This is a genomic window from Aneurinibacillus aneurinilyticus ATCC 12856 (assembly GCF_000466385.1).
Classification (GTDB): domain Bacteria; phylum Bacillota; class Bacilli; order Aneurinibacillales; family Aneurinibacillaceae; genus Aneurinibacillus; species Aneurinibacillus aneurinilyticus.
Window position 1 is genome coordinate 15,746 of sequence record NZ_KE952900.1, and the last position, 13,175, is coordinate 28,920.

13 protein-coding genes and 1 other annotated feature are annotated in these 13,175 nt (G+C 43.2%); of the genes, 4 read left to right on the forward strand and 9 right to left on the reverse strand.

Annotation, left to right across the window (positions count from 1 at the left end; translation table 11 throughout):
* Positions 1-59: 59 nt before the first annotated feature.
* Positions 60-1,505: an NAD-dependent epimerase/dehydratase family protein gene (locus HMPREF0083_RS23250; RefSeq protein ID WP_040304661.1), complete on the reverse strand. Its 1,446-nt coding sequence runs from the start codon at positions 1,503-1,505 to the stop codon at positions 60-62.
* Positions 1,506-1,773: 268 nt separating this feature from the next.
* Between HMPREF0083_RS23250 and HMPREF0083_RS23255 the strand changes: the two genes are divergently transcribed.
* Both HMPREF0083_RS23255 and HMPREF0083_RS23260 read left to right on the forward strand, forming a co-directional pair.
* Positions 1,774-2,049, forward strand: a complete 276-nt coding sequence (locus tag HMPREF0083_RS23255; RefSeq protein WP_040304664.1) for a KGG domain-containing protein — start codon at positions 1,774-1,776, stop codon at positions 2,047-2,049.
* 207 nt (positions 2,050-2,256) lie between these two features.
* Positions 2,257-2,961, forward strand: a complete 705-nt coding sequence (locus HMPREF0083_RS23260) for a hypothetical protein (protein ID WP_021624350.1) — start codon at positions 2,257-2,259, stop codon at positions 2,959-2,961.
* Between the two features lie 661 nt (positions 2,962-3,622).
* Here the strand turns inward: HMPREF0083_RS23260 and HMPREF0083_RS23265 are convergent.
* A complete protein-coding gene (locus HMPREF0083_RS23265; protein ID WP_040304665.1) occupies positions 3,623-4,042 on the reverse strand; it encodes a CoA-binding protein in 420 nt (139 codons plus the stop codon).
* A 156-nt stretch (positions 4,043-4,198) separates the two neighbouring features.
* On the opposite strand from HMPREF0083_RS23265, the gene HMPREF0083_RS23270 reads away from it, so the two are divergent.
* A complete protein-coding gene (locus HMPREF0083_RS23270; protein WP_051354779.1) occupies positions 4,199-4,783 on the forward strand; it encodes a class I SAM-dependent methyltransferase in 585 nt (194 codons plus the stop codon).
* 132 nt (positions 4,784-4,915) lie between these two features.
* On the opposite strand, the gene rplT is transcribed toward HMPREF0083_RS23270, so the two are convergent.
* The 6 genes from rplT to ytxC form a co-directional block, all read right to left on the reverse strand.
* On the reverse strand, positions 4,916-5,275 hold the full coding sequence (gene rplT / locus HMPREF0083_RS23275) for a 50S ribosomal protein L20 (RefSeq protein ID WP_021624354.1): 360 nt from the start codon (positions 5,273-5,275) through the stop codon (positions 4,916-4,918).
* A 39-nt stretch (positions 5,276-5,314) separates the two neighbouring features.
* Positions 5,315-5,515, reverse strand: a complete 201-nt coding sequence (gene rpmI, locus HMPREF0083_RS23280) for a 50S ribosomal protein L35 (RefSeq protein ID WP_021624355.1) — start codon at positions 5,513-5,515, stop codon at positions 5,315-5,317.
* 23 nt (positions 5,516-5,538) lie between these two features.
* A complete protein-coding gene (infC, locus tag HMPREF0083_RS23285; RefSeq protein ID WP_021624356.1) occupies positions 5,539-6,105 on the reverse strand; it encodes a translation initiation factor IF-3 in 567 nt (188 codons plus the stop codon).
* Positions 6,082-6,218, reverse strand: a sequence feature (ribosomal protein L20 leader region). (Overlaps the previous gene by 24 nt.)
* A 93-nt stretch (positions 6,219-6,311) precedes the next feature.
* Positions 6,312-8,564, reverse strand: coding sequence for a GGDEF domain-containing protein (locus tag HMPREF0083_RS23290; RefSeq protein ID WP_021624357.1), 2,253 nt, complete (start codon positions 8,562-8,564; stop codon positions 6,312-6,314).
* Between the two features lie 167 nt (positions 8,565-8,731).
* The gene (gene thrS / locus HMPREF0083_RS23295; protein ID WP_040304674.1) at positions 8,732-10,651 is read right to left on the reverse strand and encodes a threonine--tRNA ligase; all 1,920 of its coding nucleotides are present in this window, start codon (positions 10,649-10,651) and stop codon (positions 8,732-8,734) included.
* Positions 10,652-11,128: 477 nt separating this feature from the next.
* The gene (gene ytxC, locus HMPREF0083_RS23300; protein WP_021624360.1) at positions 11,129-12,016 is read right to left on the reverse strand and encodes a sporulation protein YtxC; all 888 of its coding nucleotides are present in this window, start codon (positions 12,014-12,016) and stop codon (positions 11,129-11,131) included.
* A gap of 318 nt (positions 12,017-12,334) precedes the next feature.
* On the opposite strand from ytxC, the gene HMPREF0083_RS30275 reads away from it, so the two are divergent.
* On the forward strand, positions 12,335-12,646 hold the full coding sequence (locus tag HMPREF0083_RS30275) for a DUF5658 family protein (protein WP_222860865.1): 312 nt from the start codon (positions 12,335-12,337) through the stop codon (positions 12,644-12,646).
* 75 nt (positions 12,647-12,721) lie between these two features.
* Here the strand turns inward: HMPREF0083_RS30275 and HMPREF0083_RS23305 are convergent, their stop codons facing one another.
* On the reverse strand, positions 12,722-13,111 hold the full coding sequence (locus HMPREF0083_RS23305; protein WP_327849022.1) for a YdcF family protein: 390 nt from the start codon (positions 13,109-13,111) through the stop codon (positions 12,722-12,724).
* Between the last annotated feature and the right edge of the window lie 64 nt (positions 13,112-13,175).

The following is a 13,175-nucleotide window of genomic DNA, read 5'->3' on the forward strand; positions in this document are numbered from 1 at the left end:
AAAATAAAGGGTAAGAGACAGAGCCTGAAGAATGCGGAAATACAATTTTCCGCCGTTCTTCAGCCCTTGACTCTTGACTCTTTTTTAACATTAGACCGCTCCGCCTTCCGGCGAAGATAGCGTCCATACCTATGCATCACCCATAGGTGGGCAAGCGCCTGTGTCATCCTATATAAAAGCCAAGGAAGCCTCGGAATAAATTCATGAATAGCTACCATTACGTATTGGCCATTCAATACCTCTCGGAATTCAAGCCTTCCTCTACGCAAAATATTATCGTCATGCGCCAGTAGTCCACCGGTAATATAATACAATATATGTTCCTCTGTACTACGCTCTGCAGAATACGTTAGCTCAAGCAACGGCTTTTTTATTCCAAATAACAAAAAGTGCAGTCGCCCACCCACCTCTTCTACCTTGATGAATGGCCTTAGATTATGTGACAGCCACTGAACATAGTTTTTCCCCGTCCATGCAGCACTCCGGCCTTCCGGCAGCATCAGCCGCTGTACTGAACGGACATTGCTTATGCAAGAATATGCATTTGCTTTTTTCCTTCGTGTTCGCTTTTCCTCAAGCGCGATACGAGCCGACTGCTCGAATGTCAATCCTGAAATTTCCGTTTCCTCCTGTAGCCATCGTCTCCCGGCAACGAGTGAATGGGTGAGACTTCCGACAAGAGGTCTAACCAATTTGTGCGAAATGCCTGTCACCGACGTAATCCAAAGGCTCGATATCGTAGGTATAGAGAGCGGAACTGGATACAAACGACATTTTTTGCCCATTATCCTTGCAGCCTCAAGAATCATCTCATTGTATGTTAGTGTATCCGGGCCCCCCACATTGAGCGATTGCCCGTATACCTTCTTTCGTCCGATACAGGCGACAAGCAGTTCCACAACATCCTGCAACGCAATCGGATGCGTCTTTGACGACATCCAACTAGGACAAATCATAACTGGCAGGCTGCGAATAAGTTGAGGAATCACACAAAATGATGAACTGTTAGCACCAACTACCAGACCGGTGCGCAGCGCTGTCACCGGTACTTCGTATGAACGAAGCGTCTGCTCAACCTCGAAGCGGCTGTGCAGATAGCCACACAACTCATCTGCATCTTCCGGAATCAATCCCCCGAGATAGATGATTTGTTTTACGCCCGCCTTCCTAGCTGCACGCGCGAAATTATCGGCTAGAATAACATCCATATCTTGAAATTTCCCCTGTGTTAGGCGCGCGGATGGCATCATCGAATGCACCAGATAGAATGCATACTCCACGCCTTGAAGTCCATTCTCTATTTCTGGTAAAGAGAATAAGTCTGCTCTGCGCCATTCCAGATCAAGTGCCCCTTCCGCCACCGCTATCTCACTCCTTTCTCCGTCTCGCGTTAGCCCGATTACGCGATAATCTCGCAGCAGACGATCCAGCAGCGCCCTACCAACAAAGCCACTGGCCCCGGCAATAGCAACAGTAGGCCGTTTAACCGATTTATTTGTTGCCATGCATAACACCTCCTTCTCACTTTCTTCCCCACTTTTTCTTTTATCCTTATCCAATGGTTATGTGGGAGGTAACTGCTCCTAAGAATGTTTGCACCATACTCATATAAGCATTATATAGCAACTCTTTTTTCACATAACGTTTAATAGAACAGGGCCTTTTTTACCGATTATACATATTTTGTTTCATAGCAAGAATGCAAGGGAAATTCATAACTGTACCGGTTGAATAAACCGATTCCCACTTACAAGAAAAGGAGAGATGTTTACTATGGCACGTAACAGCAAGAATAATAGCAATATGAACATGGAAGAAAGAGGCCGTAAAGGAGGAGAAGCAACTGCTCATTCCCATAACAAAGATTTCTATGAAGAAATTGGCCGCAAAGGTGGAGAAGCAACTGCTCATTCCCATAACAAAGACTTCTACGAAGAAATCGGCCGCAAAGGCGGAGAGGCAACCGCTCGTTCCCATGACAAGGATTTCTACGAAAGAATCGGTCGCAAGGGGGGCAATGCTCGCCAAAATAATAACAACAATAAATAAAAAGGAAGCGTAGGAAAAGCCCTCCTACCGCTTCCATCCAAAGAGATTCTAAAGAGCCCGTACTATGGGCTCTCTTTTATTTTAGTAATAATTAAATGGATAAACAAGGGCTTTTTCTAGCAAAAAATTACCTTTGTAGCCTTCAAAAACCGGTAGGAATATGCGAAGATGGTGATAAGGAATACGAAAGAGAGGAAGCATCGATAGATGAACAGATGGTTGCAATCGCCAATGCGAATCAAGCGCATCTATATTCTTATCGGAGGCAGCGCAGTCGTGTTGATTGTTGCCTTCACACTCGCCGCTTTATTTATGAAATTCGGCGCCACGCCTTCTAACGGGCAAACGACTACACCTGCCTCTCCATCACAGAAAGAAACCGCGTCTTCTGAGAGTGATGAGAATGGAGTTGTTCAGGTGCCGTTAGGTAAAACACTGGATGAAGCAAAGGCGGAAGGACTTTATTCTGAATCGGAAACAAAACGCACCTCTTCGTCGGATAGCACATATCGCAACAGCCAGACCGGCGAGCGGCAAACAGGAGTCTCTTCATCTGGCAGCCGACCTGAGAAAGACAATAATCTTTCCGCAGTTTCCGGTGAAGGACTTGATGCCAATACGGTAAATCAATTGCGCGGCTACGGCATCCGAGAAGGGGATTTGGCAAAAATCGATCGCATGGTAGCGGACGGTTTTGATCCGAAAGAAATTGCCCAATCCTTACGCAAGAACGGAAATCCAAATTTAGCCTCCGTAGTGGAACAAGTACCACGTAAACCAAAGAAAGAAGACAAAGAGGGGAAAAAAGAAAAAGATAAAGATAACCAGAAAACTTCTGCTTCCGACAAGAAAGAAGACAAAAAAAACGATGAGGAACAAAAACAAAACGATAAAGAAAACAAGGATGAATAATATACTTTCACGAACAGTCTAGTGCTTTTGCCAGGCTGTTCATTTCTTTTCAACTTCTTTTCTGCTCCAAAATAAAAAAGAGAGTCCTCCTCTGGAGGACTCAAACAAGGGATAAGAGAACCTTATTGAATAGTGGCAAGGGGTTCAACACAGTTTTTATTATAAAATAAGAACGTAAGCATTCTATTGTGCCAACGTTAACTTTCTGTTAAGTTCTATATCCATCTGATTTGATAAATCGACAACTTTTTATGGTGGGAGGTAAGAAAAAGACGAGGGAACACACCGACGCATGCATCTTATTTCTTCCGATATATGGATAATCAACAGGTGTGGTAATTTATATAATATTCCGATTCAATATCCATCAGAAGTCTTGTTTTCTATAGCAAAGCATAGTATCATATTAGTATTTTTGGTATTTTAAGGGTTTTTTATAATGTTTTATGGTAAGATGAACTTGTCTAGTTGAATCCCTTTACTCGCCTTTCCCCCTAGGTGGAAAGGCATTTTTGTGTACAAAAAAGAAAACAAGAGCATTAATTATCTGGTATCATCCAGCATAATGAACACCCTTGTCGTTTATCCTACATTTAATGGGCAACAAGACCCCCGATTGAAGCTTCACTTTATATGTGAACAATCAATTGGCATGCCCTTTTTATTTTCTAACCAGAATTGCATGGTCTACTTTGATGCATTGATCCATTACTACTGTAATGCCTGCTTCCTGTGCTTTCCTCGCTGCCTCCTCATTATAGACACCTTGCTGCATCCAGATAACCTTCGGCTTAATCTGAATTGCTTCTTCTACAACAGGTCCCACTTCTTCGCTACGACGAAATACGTTTACGATATCGACCGGTTCTTGTAACTCGCTTAAAGAGCCAATCGCTTTCTCCCCTAGCGCTTCCTCAATTGTAGGATTAACCGGAATAATTTTGTAGCCTTTGGACTGCATTGCCTGTGACACCATATAGCTTGTACGCTCTGGCTTATTAGACAGGCCGACAACAGCGATTGTCTTCGCATCCTCAAGAATTTGACGTCGTTCTTCGTTTGTTGGATTAGTAAAAGCTATGGGCTATAACCTCCTTATTTATGCTTTCTTACACATGTTCGCCATTTGATGGCATAACCCCTTCTTTTGTATGGACTTCCGTCTGTCGACGGATTTTTTTGGTAGGACAATGTGTTATTGTTATAATAGAGATAGCATCTATACAAGGAGGACCTTATGGGAAAATTTCTTTTCCTCTATAAATTTCTAACATCCCCGCGCAGCATAGGCAGCGTCACACCAAGCTCCCACTTCCTCGCCCGCGCGATGGTCAAACCGGTTGACTTCAGTAAAGCAAAAGCAATCGCTGAATTAGGAGCAGGAACCGGAATCTTTACTTCTTATTTAAATCAGTATAAATCAAACGACTGTGAAGTAGTCGTTTTCGAAAAAGATGATAAAATGCGACATCAGCTCGAAGCCACCTATCCTGAGCTACATTATTATAACAATGCTTCTGAAATCCATCAGATAGCAAACAATCTGAATATAGAAGGATTCGACTACATTCTCTCTGGCCTTCCATTCGCGAATTTTCCACAGGAGCTTCGAGATAAAATTATGGATGGTGTAGAAAAGTCACTGAAACCAAATGGATTATTCATCGCATTTCAATATTCACATCAGATGAAGCAGCAACTCTCCGAACGTTTTGAGCAGATAGATATTAACTTTGTACCACTCAATATTCCTCCTGCCTTCGTATACCGTTGCAAGAAACAGGCGGCAGCATCAGCTGAAGGAGACATACAGGCTTATTAAGCATATAAAAACCGATTTGTTTTGTAAATGTATGCGGTGTGTCAAAGTTAGTGTACCACACACACCGCTTTCTTATTTCGTACTTAATATAAAAAAACCGATCCGGTTTCGGATCGGTTTTTTATGCATATCTTACGCGTTTAGTTTTTCTTTTGCAGCGTTTGCCAATTGCGTAAACGCTTCTTTGTCATTTACCGCCATATCAGCAAGCATTTTACGGTTTACTTCAAGACCAGCTGCTTTCAGACCGTACATAAAACGGCTGTAAGTAAGTCCATTCATGCGCGCTGCCGCGTTGATCCGAGTGATCCACAGTTTGCGGAAATCACGTTTTACCTGACGGCGGTCACGGTATGCGTACAGCAAGGATTTCATAACTTGTGCATTTGCAGATTTAAATAAACGGTGTTTGGAACCGAAATAACCTTTAGCAAGCTTCAATACTTTTTTACGGCGATTGCGCGCCACATTTCCACCTTTAACTCTTGGCATGGATGTTCTCCTCCTAAATCTTCAAATCAAAAATCGTAATTACTTCATGTATGTCAGCATGGACTCAATGCGTTTTTGGTCGCCGTTCGATACGATTGCGCCCTTGCGCAGATTACGCTTACGTTTCGGAGATTTTTTCTCCAGAATATGGCTAGTATAAGCATGGGAGCGTTTCAGCTTGCCACTTCCAGTCTTCTTGAAGCGCTTAGCAGCTCCACGGTGAGTTTTCATTTTTGGCATCGTACAAATCCTCCAATCAAAAATTACTTATCGCTTTTTGGCGCAAGAATCATAATCATGCTGCGCCCTTCCATTTTCGGCTTACGCTCGACAGTCGAGATATTCTCCACTTCTTTCGCCAGCTTTTCCATTACTTGCTGACCGATTTCAGAGTGAGTAATCGCGCGTCCACGGAAGCGAATGGTCAACTTAACCTTGTTTCCATTCTCAAGAAACTTCACAGTATTGCGTAGCTTCGTCTGGAAATCATGCTCTTCAATCGTCGGCGACAAACGAACTTCTTTAATGTCGACAACCTTCTGATTTTTACGAGCTTCTTTTTCCTTCTTTTGCTGTTCATATCTGAACTTACCATAGTCCATGATACGACACACCGGCGGTTTAGCAGTCGGCGCGATGTTCACAAGATCAAGCTCTTTCTCCTGTGCAAGGCGAAGCGCTTCACGAAACGGCACAATACCGATCTGCTCACCCTCATGATCAATTAAACGAACCTCACGAGCCCGAATATCTTCATTGACTAAATGATCTTTGCTAATAGCCTGCCACCTCCAGATTTTTTTGAACCAAAGCAAAAAATGCGGGCACATTACGCCCGCATTCTATTCCATAAATACATACTTTCATTATGGATCATAATACATACCTGAAGACAACATATATGCATCATACAGGTGAGAAGCGGGTGCTTCTGCTTTGGATTCCGTTATATTCTTTACACTTGTAACAGTATATCCCATGAAGATTGTCCCGTCAAGCTTTACACTACAACTTTTTACAGGATGCAGTCGCTTTACTACATACGGGCCTGATTACAAAGTTCCGTATCTTCTATATAAGAAATTCCTATGATTTTCTTGGCCTCTTTTTTAACTCGGGCTGCTTTCTCAGCAACTTGCCCAGAAGATTTATACACGCCTGGCACACAACGTATTCCAGCCATTGAAATAGAAAGAATGGTCCCTACGTCCTTCTCATCTCCTGCAATGTCCTGAAAATGATCGTGAAAACGCTGACGTACGTATAAAACGATTTCATCTACATGGTCAGGTGGTGTAATCATAATAAAATCGTCTCCGCCAATATGACCCAAAAAGCAGTGTTTGCCTCCGCTCACTCGAATGGCCGTACCAAGCATCTGTGCCGTACGACGGATAATTTCATCGCCAAGTTCAAAACCGAATTGATCATTAAACCATTTAAACTTATCCAAATCAGCATAAATAACTGTGAAATCATTCCGCTTACCCAGGCGCACGGCAATTTCTCGATCAATGCGAACATTACCTGGCAATCCTGTCAGCGGGTTGGATACTGCAGCGATTTCCAGCTTTGCTTTTGCGAGCATGTCCAGCAGGCTCTGTACTGTAACCACACCTGTATATTGACCTTTTTCAGTAATAATAACGACATCGTATAAATAAAAGGACTGGCGCTCCATCGCGTTTTTTGCAACCAATTCGATATTTTCGCGCCTGTCGACAATAAGGGGACTACGATTCATCAACTGCGACACCGGCTTTTCATAATACAGCGCAACACCGTACTGTCCACCAAGAATTTTGTATAGCTGAAAACGCATAATAAGCCCTCGGGGAATCCTGCCTTCAAGGACCACAATGCTGTCAATTTTTGCGTTTCGCTCAAAAATATGATGGACTTCTCGTACTAGAGTATCTTGGTTTACACAAACAGTACTTCTAACGATATCCCCTACCTTGCCAGACGGTTCTTCAAACTGGAGCATCGAACGTTCCTCCTGCAATTGCCTCAGCTTATTTATCGCCTGTTCTGTAATCGGTGCGCCATCACGTCCCGGCCGTCCTAACAGAAATCCCTGTCCATAATCCACACCCAGCTTCACCAGCGTTTCCAATTCACTTTCTGTCTCGATGCCTTCACCAATAATACGACATTTTACCTTATCTGCAAACTGCACGAACGTTTCTACCAATGCCTGCTTAACCGCATCAGAATCGATGTTGCGTATAAGGGCCATATCAAGCTTAATATAGTCGGGGTAGATTTCGGCGATAGCTTCCAGACTGGAATAACCAGCGCCTGCATCATCTACGGCGATTAAATATCCTTTTTTACGGTATGCCTGAATAATAGTACGAAAAGAAGCGAAATTCTTAATCGCATGCCGTTCTGTAATCTCGAAAACAATATTGTGTGGATTCAACTGGTATTGCTCCATTAATTTAAATACTCGCCCACGCAGCAAAAAGGGATCATCAATGCTGCGCGCATCCAGATTGATGAACAATTTCTCTGATGGGCGCAATTGCCCTAGACGCTTTACCGCATGGCGACGGCACAACGATTCCAGCTGGAAGCTCGTTCCGGTCTTTTGTGCAAAAGAAAAAAGCTGGCCTGGCGAGTGAAAACAGCTATTCTCCGGCCCGCGTACAAGCGTCTCCCACCCCAATGGTACTCCTGTTTTCAATGATACGATTGGCTGAATGACCGTATGAATATCTTCCTGCTCCATAATCCTGCGAAATTCCTGCATCTGCCTGAACTCTTCCGACATAAACCCGCACTTGGCCATCTGACTCGCCAATTTAACGGAAGAATACATGTCTTTGGCCAGATCCATCCCTTCAATTTTTGCATATCCGATATGTACTTCGATATTGCTAATATGAGAATGTGTAATTTTGCGGTTTAGTACCTTTTCCACTTCATGTTTAAGCGTGATGCATATGTGATGCACCAACACATCGGTACAATGCTGCTCGAACGAAAGGTAGACGGCATAGTCATCAGCCCACAATTTCTGTATGGCAATCAAGCGGGTCGGCGGCATCAAACTGTGACGGCAGGCGATGAGCAACGCCTGATCCATATGTTGCAGAATACGACCGGCTGCCATATATCCAAACTTCAACTCGATATCAGATAACTTCATAATATCAAGATACAGCAATACTACGTGGCGGCCGGCTGCCAGCTCGTTCTCCAGACGTCTTTTGACCTGAACCCGCTGATCGGTATAGACGAATGGGGTTTTTGTTTTTCGCAGGTTTTTAAACAATGAAAACATATGTGCTGCTCCTCCTCTTTTCCTCCTTTCATTATGCCAATATAAAGTTAACAGTTCGTAAAGACTATGTAAAAAGACCCTTACATACCGTTGTAAGCAAGCCTTGGGAATTAAAAAAATGGAGAGAAAGGCGCCTTTCTCTCCATTTTTTATTTATCTGCTGCAGATTAGCATTTTTTAGTTGTAATTTCTTCAAGAATCATTTCCACGACTTCATCGACTGGTTTGGCTCCCAGATCGCCTTCACCGCGGCGACGTACGGACAATGCGCCATCTTCCATCTCCTTATCACCGATAACGAGCATGAACGGTACTTTATTCATTTGCGCTTCACGGATTTTATAGCCGATTTTTTCATTGCGGCTATCTACCTCAACACGGATGCCTTTCTCCAGCATCTTCTCTTTTACTTCTTCCGCATAACGTTTGTGCGGTTCCGCAATTGTAATCAATTTTGCCTGTACAGGTGCAAGCCAAGTTGGGAATGCACCTGCAAAGTGCTCTGTCAGAATACCGATGAAGCGATCAATCGACCCATAGATGGCGCGATGGATAACAACAGGTCGATGCTTTTGATTGTCCTCGCCAATATATGTTAGATCGAACTTCTCAGGCATTTGGAAGTCCAACTGAATGGTTGCACATTGGTGGCTTCGCTTAATGGCATCCTGAATGTGGAAGTCGATTTTCGGACCGTAGAAAGCGCCATCGCCTTCATTAATATGGTATGGAACACCTAAACCATCCAACACATTCTGTAAGGATTTTTCGGCTGTCTCCCACAGTTCGTCACTGCCCATTGAATCTTCCGGACGTGTCGACAGCTCAATGGTGTAATTAAAGCCAAATACCCCATATATTTTATCAACAAGATCAATCACGTTTTTAATCTCAGATTCGATTTGATCCGGACGGACAAACAAGTGCGCATCATCCTGAGTGAACGTACGGACACGAATCATGCCGTTCAACGCACCAGAGAATTCATGGCGGTGCACCTGCCCAAACTCTGACATGCGAATTGGCAGATCACGGTAGGAATGGATTTTATTTTTATAAACCAGCATATGACCTGGACAGTTCATCGGTTTGAGCGCGAACTTCGTATTATCTACCTCAGTGAAGTACATATTCTCATGATAATGATCCCAGTGTCCAGACTGTTCCCATAGACGCTGATTCATCATAAGTGGTGTGCGTACCTCTTCATAGCTACGTTGTACGTGTAAACTACGTTCATACGCTTCCAGCTCATTACGGATGATCATACCTTTTGGAAGATAGAACGGCATTCCCGGTGCTTCCTCGGAGAACATAAAGAGCTCAAGCTCTTTACCTAATTTACGATGATCACGTTTTCTTGCTTCCTCAAGAAAATGCAGGTACTCATCCAGATCGGACTTTTTGGCCCAGCATGTGCCATAAATACGTTGCAGCATTTGGCGATCGGAATCGCCACGCCAGTATGCGCCAGCCACGCTCATTAGCTTGAACGCTTTAATTTTGCCTGTAGACGGAACATGAGGCCCGCGGCAAAGGTCGAAAAACTCACCTTGATGATACATGCTGATTTCTTCGCCTTCCGGCAGCTCAGAAATAATTTCAGTTTTCAAATGATCATTAAGCTTCTCATAAATCTCCAGCGCTTCTTCACGGGAGACGACTTTGCGTTCGATCGGCAAATTTTCTTTGACGATTTTCTGCATTTCTTTCTCGATTTGCTCCAGCATTTCCGGTGTAATTGTCACATTGGTATCGATATCATAATAGAAACCATCCTGAATAACCGGACCGATTCCTAAACGCACGTTATCATCACCAATGATACGCTTAATTGCCTGAGCCATTAAATGCGCACAGCTATGACGCATCACTTCCAGTGCTTCCTGGCTGTCTTCTGTCAAAATTTCCAGTAAAGCATCATGTGGAATAACCGCTTTAACATCGACGATTTTACCGTCCACTTTACCGGCAATCGCTTTTTTCTTCAGGCTTGGGCTGATGGAAGCCGCAACATCCTCAACGGTTACACCGGATTCATATTCACGCTTGGAACCGTCCGGCAATGTAACTTTCACTACTGACATAATGATAACTTCCTCCTTCAGATAAGAAAAACCCGCGGGCGATGCCAAGCTGTAGCGCAACGCAATGTTTGGCACACGCCTCGCGGTTTTTTCAAGTAATACGCTCGGAAGAAAGTAGATATTGCCTTCTTCCTTTACGGCAACATCTACTTTCTTATCCACAAATAAAAAAACACGTTCAGTCCCCAAAGGGACGAGCGTGTTATTCTCGTGGTACCACCCTAATTCGACACCGCAAAACCAGCTGGAAATGCTATGTCCTCGTCATTCGATAACGGAAGCTGTGTTCCGGCCTTCCATACTAACGCATATGCGCATTCCGGTCGGCAGCTCAAGGTGGTAGTCGACAACCGCGTGTTGGGAAGCTCACAGCCTATGTCTCCCCTCTCTGAAAACCGTATGGTTGGGACCATGTCCTTATCATTGCTATTAGGTATGATGCTATTGATTTGATTATAGTAAGCTATAAAATGAAAGTCAAGCCTCAGGTTCAATGTGTACCGGAAATGAAAATTTTGTACAAACCGTTATTCTATCCGCAAAAAGCCGCTCCAATGTCGCAATCGACCCATGGCTTGGCCAACGGGTGTATATCACGATTCGTTTCGGCGAAAATGCGGCTAACGCTGTAATAATTGCCGCTTCTTCATCTGCATAAACAAGTCCTACTTCCGCTGGCGAATATAGGGAGGCGGATGGCACAAGCTCTTCCCATGCTTCGTTATAATAAGTAAATTCAAAACGAGATGTATGGACAAGCCTGAGCAGATCTGTACGGTACGGAAGTGCAAAGAAAAAAGTTTGCAGGCGTTTCAAAAGTGTTCCATGCTCTTCTTCCGCTATATATTGTTCAATGCACACATCCACACTTTCGCATAACTCTTCTATGTATTCTCTCAGGCGAAAACGAAAAAAGCCATCCAATTGAAGGATATGGTAATTTTCCAAATAAGCTATAATTTCTTGTTCAATTCGATGCCTGTTGTACCTTTTCTTGTCCTCACCCTCTTCGCATCTATCCCGAACATGCTCTAATACATAGCGGGATAGTCTGTTTTTTCCAACTGCTCTATTATAACAGTGATGATGTACGATACGTCTGAATATCCATTCCTCTTCCTTGGCAGACACATAAAACCGAATGGCATTCACTAACGCTGACATCCATGCTTCATACACCAAAATCGTGTGTTCTTCCTTTGGCCAACCCTGACAATGAAAATGCCTGTACCTTCTATCCTCGTCTTCCTGTATACAAAAATGCAACACAGAACACGCCTTTTCCATCTCATCGTATAACGATAACCGGAATTGTGACAACAATCTTTCATCAACTTGTGGAAAGGATAGCTGTATCCGCTGCATCTTTACACCTTCCTTCTGAACTCTTCTTTAAACTATATGTCAGGAAAGGAAAAATATTTCTTTTTCGAGTAAATTCCCCTGAATAAAAAAGATGGTAAAAATTTAGAAAATAGTGTTGATAACGCTTACAAAACCATTTATAATAAAAACAACCCCCTTAAATGGGTTGACACCTCCTGGAATTGAATTAATCTCTCCACTCCTACCTTAGATCCATTGATATAGTCAATGGATCATTTTTTTGTCTTATTGTTACTTATTTCTCTAAATTTGGCTAAAATATAAAAAAATTAGTTTTTGTCTATGGAAGGAGTTTGTATGATTCGCACCGTTTCCCTTTACCAGCGTTTTATCTTTTATTTGTTTATCCTCAACATCACTGACTGGTACTTTACTAGTTACGGGATTCAAAACAACTATATTGAAGAAGCCAATCCATTGCTTTCTTCAATTTTTTCAACAAACCCGCTTCTTGCTCTAATTTGGAAATGTATGGGTCCACTTATATTGTTCAGCCTAATGCCCTACTGCCAAAGCGGTTGGGTACGACATGCACTTTTATTTACCGTATGCCTGTATATTATGGTCAACGTATACCACCTTCTTTTCTTTTTCTTTTTCACACTATGAATTCTATAACACGCTTCATCTCCCAGAACTTCCTCCATGCAGCTCTTTACGCAAGCGGGAACCAGCAGATAAAAATTATAAGACTGCTCGCCGCATTATTAAAAAGTAAGTATGCACAAAACAATAGCCGAGGTAGTTAAAGGTTTCTCTGCTCAAAAAAGCTAATTGGCTACAGATACCTATGTATCTTGATGTTGTTGTGGGAGAAGGCTCAGCCTGCATCCCCAGATCCTGGGCCATTCTTACCGCGCGCTTCATATGCAGCGGATCACTTACAACAAGAAAGGTTTGCAGCTTATGTTCTCCAGCAAGCTGCTTCGCGTACACTAGATTCTCTTCAGTAATACGCGACTGCTCCTCCGTCAAAATCGCATGAGCCGGAATGCCTTGAGCAAGAGCATATTTCCGCGCAACAGTCGACTCTGGCAACGCGTTCGGCCTTCCTTTTCCCCCTGTAAAAATAATAAATCAAGGGTGTTGATTATCCAGTATAACCCAAAGTAGATCGCCACCACACCGTGCCCAAACG

Excerpts from the sequence above, each read along its gene's own strand:
- thrS (WP_040304674.1), bottom strand. The coding sequence starts at position 10,651 with ATGTCAGTAGTGAAAGTTACATTGCCGGACGGTTCCAAGCGTGAATAT.
- HMPREF0083_RS23260 (WP_021624350.1), top strand. The coding sequence starts at position 2,257 with ATGAACAGATGGTTGCAATCGCCAATGCGAATCAAGCGCATCTATATT.
- rpmI (WP_021624355.1), bottom strand. The coding sequence starts at position 5,515 with ATGCCAAAAATGAAAACTCACCGTGGAGCTGCTAAGCGCTTCAAGAAG.
- HMPREF0083_RS23250 (WP_040304661.1), bottom strand. The coding sequence starts at position 1,505 with ATGGCAACAAATAAATCGGTTAAACGGCCTACTGTTGCTATTGCCGGG.
- infC (WP_021624356.1), bottom strand. The coding sequence starts at position 6,105 with ATGTGCCCGCATTTTTTGCTTTGGTTCAAAAAAATCTGGAGGTGGCAG.
- HMPREF0083_RS23290 (WP_021624357.1), bottom strand. The coding sequence starts at position 8,564 with ATGTTTTCATTGTTTAAAAACCTGCGAAAAACAAAAACCCCATTCGTC.
- ytxC (WP_021624360.1), bottom strand. The coding sequence starts at position 12,016 with ATGCAGCGGATACAGCTATCCTTTCCACAAGTTGATGAAAGATTGTTG.
- HMPREF0083_RS23270 (WP_051354779.1), top strand. The coding sequence starts at position 4,199 with ATGGGAAAATTTCTTTTCCTCTATAAATTTCTAACATCCCCGCGCAGC.
- HMPREF0083_RS30275 (WP_222860865.1), top strand. The coding sequence starts at position 12,335 with ATGATTCGCACCGTTTCCCTTTACCAGCGTTTTATCTTTTATTTGTTT.
- rplT (WP_021624354.1), bottom strand. The coding sequence starts at position 5,275 with ATGCCAAGAGTTAAAGGTGGAAATGTGGCGCGCAATCGCCGTAAAAAA.
- HMPREF0083_RS23255 (WP_040304664.1), top strand. The coding sequence starts at position 1,774 with ATGGCACGTAACAGCAAGAATAATAGCAATATGAACATGGAAGAAAGA.